Origin of the sequence: Serratia sp. OS31, assembly GCF_014164835.1 — a bacterium.
In the GTDB taxonomy this organism is placed as follows: Bacteria; Pseudomonadota; Gammaproteobacteria; order Enterobacterales; family Enterobacteriaceae; genus Serratia; species Serratia liquefaciens_A.
Genome location: NZ_JACJFQ010000096.1, coordinates 1 through 1,115 on the forward strand (window position 1 = coordinate 1; position 1,115 = coordinate 1,115).

Annotated in this window: 3 protein-coding genes; 1 reads left to right on the forward strand and 2 read right to left on the reverse strand. The window is 44.1% G+C overall.

The window, feature by feature from the left end; all coding sequences use genetic code 11:
* A partial coding sequence (locus tag H5P17_RS26450) for a transposase (protein ID WP_182825920.1) occupies positions 1-167 on the reverse strand: 167 nt, incomplete at its 3' end.
* A 284-nt stretch (positions 168-451) separates the two neighbouring features.
* Between H5P17_RS26450 and H5P17_RS26455 the strand changes: the two genes are divergently transcribed.
* Complete coding sequence (locus H5P17_RS26455; protein ID WP_182825921.1) at positions 452-727, forward strand: hypothetical protein; 276 nt, start codon at positions 452-454, stop codon at positions 725-727.
* 146 nt (positions 728-873) lie between these two features.
* Here H5P17_RS26455 and H5P17_RS26460 read toward each other — a convergent pair.
* The coding region (locus H5P17_RS26460) for an integrase core domain-containing protein (RefSeq protein ID WP_182825922.1) at positions 874-1,115 on the reverse strand (242 nt) is incomplete at its 5' end.

Below are 1,115 nucleotides of genomic sequence, written 5' to 3' on the forward strand. Positions count from 1 at the left end.
CGCCATTTAAACAACAGATTGGCGTTGATACCATTCTCCAGCGCCAGTTTTGAGATAGAGACGCCGGGCTCACAGGACGCGGCCACCAGTCGTTGTTTAAATTCTGGAGGATAATTGGGGCAGCCTTTTCGCCTGCCGGCGATAACATTTTTCTGGATATCTGACATTTTGGTTCCCACTACTATTTGGTGGGAACCACTTTGTCGAAGGTGTCAGAAAATCGCCAGACGGTACACAGCATACGCTTACCCTGAAAATAAGGTTAACCCACTCTATCTTAATGATTACATTAATATGATTGTGGGTAGTTGCAAGCCTGGTGAGACGCTTACTAAACTTACAATTAATCTTAAATATATACATATACAACAACCAGTTTACATTTTGACATGTATAATTATCTCGTTCTTAAGGAACACAACTTCCACGCAACATAAAACACGGGTGGAAGATGGCAGAGCAAATCAAGTTCTATCTATTATTTTATTTATATAAAGGTAATGTAATGAAAGTACTGAATGATATGGATCTGAAATTAGTCAGCGGTGGTAATAATACTGCTGTAACTGTTTGTGAAGCCGGTACTGCGGGCATCGGTGTCCTTAGTACGGTTGTCGGTGGTCCGCCAGGTGCGTTCGCTGGCGCTGCTATTGCTGTCGGCGGGCAGTTAGGTTGTAAAAAATTTGTCAATACAATTGAGACGTTTGTTAATAAGATCTTAAATTAAGACCTGAACTGACAGATGCTAGTTATTTATACTGGCATCTGTCAAATAATTAACCGGGTCGAACCCATGCATTCAACACAATCTTCGCAAATGAGTGTGTGAACTGACCCCGAATATGATCCAGCCATAATCAGGAATAACCGGCTTCATGTTGGCTGCATATTCTGGCAACCGGTAGACTTCTCAGCGAATTCGGTTGGCGTCATCCAGCCCAGTGCAGAATGGGGACGCCTCTGATTATAGTGTATACGCCACGCCTCGATTTTGCACCGTGCATCCTCCAACGACATGAACCAGTTCTCGTTCAGGCACTCCTGGCGTAACCTGCCGTTGAATGACTCCACTGTGGCATTATCCGTTGGTGTTCCCGGCCGGGAAAAATCAATAC